The following is a 1426-nucleotide window of genomic DNA, read 5'->3' as shown; positions in this document are numbered from 1 at the left end:
AGCCATCCCTTTCAAGGTCTTAGGTAAAATCCTCTGAAACTTCAGTCAGGGATACCCGAAAGATGTGGGCCGATGTACTTGCTCGATTTGAGAAAAAAGCACCTGCCAGCGTTATGGCCAAATTGGCGTTGGAGCAGGCCATTGCGCCAGAGTGGGTCGATCAGGTCTTCGAAGAGCATCGGCAACGGCAGTATTCTCGTGAACTGCTGTTCTCGACCATCATCAAGCTGATGTCCCTTGTTTCATTAGGCTTGAAGCCATCCCTGCACGCCGCCGCGCGGCAACTGGAAGATCTTCCTGTCAGCTTGGCGGCCCTCTACGACAAAATCAGTCGTACCGAGCCTGCTCTGTTGCGCGCCCTGGTCACGGGCTGCGCACAACGCCTGACACCAACCATCAAAGAGCTGGGTTGCACGACGATGCTGCCAGGCTGGCAGGTTCGGGTTGTGGATGGTAATCACCTGGCATCCACCGAGAAACGACTGGGGGCTTTACGCCACGAGCGAGGCGCGGCTCGTCCCGGTTTTTCGGTGGTTGTCTACGATCCCGATCTGGATCAGGTCATCGACCTTCAGGCGTGTGAGGATGCCTACGCAAGCGAGCGTGTTTGCGTGCTGCCGCTGTTGGCTGATGCCGAGCCGGGCCAAGTGTGGTTGGCTGATCGACTCTACTGCACGCTCCCGGTTATGGAAGCTTGTGAGCAAGTCCAAACCTCCTTTGTCATTCGTCAGCAAGCCAAGCATCCACGCTTGATTCAAGAAGGTGAGTGGCAAGAGCCGGTGCCTGTGGAAACGGGCACTGTGCGTGAGCAGATCATCCAGGTCAGAGGCGGTTACCAATGTAGGCGTGTCGAACTGACGCTTCATTCGCCAACGGACTCGGGCGACAACAATTTGATGTTCTGGAGCAATCTGCCAGAGAGCGTTAGTGCGCAGCAGATCGCAGAACTCTATCGTCGCCGCTGGAGCATCGAAGGTATGTTCCAGCGACTGGAAGCAATCCTGGAAAGTGAAATCGAAACCCTTGGCAGCCCGAAGGCTGCCTTGCTCGGGTTCACTACGGCGGTATTGGCCTACAACGTCCTGGCCGTACTCAAGCGAAGCGTCGAGCAAGCTCATCGGGATACCCAGCCTGACGGCTGGGAAGCCTCGATCTATCATTTGGCGGTTCAAGTAAGAAGTGGATATGAGGGCATGCAAATCGCGCTGCCGTCAGAATATCTTCCCGTTATCCCTGCGGAAAAACTGGCCCAGCGCTTATTGGAGCTGGCCAGGAACATCCTGCCCAAACAAGTTGCAAAAAGCCCCCGCGGCCCCAAGGTGCCCAAACCCAAGACATGGGTAAAAGGCACAGCGGTGAATGCTCATGTTTCAACGGACAGGGTAATCAAGGCAGCCAAAACGAAAAGACCTTGAAAGGGATGGCT

Annotated in this window: 1 protein-coding gene; it reads left to right on the top strand. The window is 55.8% G+C overall.

Going from position 1 to position 1426, the window contains the following annotated elements; all coding sequences use genetic code 11:
- Nucleotides 1–113 precede the first annotated feature (113 nt).
- Nucleotides 114–1415 carry an IS4 family transposase gene (locus tag CER19_RS23765; RefSeq protein ID WP_116668194.1) on the top strand — a complete coding sequence of 434 codons (1302 nt, stop codon included), beginning with the start codon at nucleotides 114–116 and terminating at the stop codon, nucleotides 1413–1415.
- Nucleotides 1416–1426: the final 11 nt, after the last annotated feature.

It is taken from the genome of Pseudomonas sp. GL93, assembly GCF_003408955.1.
Lineage (GTDB): Bacteria > Pseudomonadota > Gammaproteobacteria > Pseudomonadales > Pseudomonadaceae > Aquipseudomonas > Aquipseudomonas paracarnis.
This window is presented reverse-complemented; position numbering and strand designations above follow the sequence as displayed.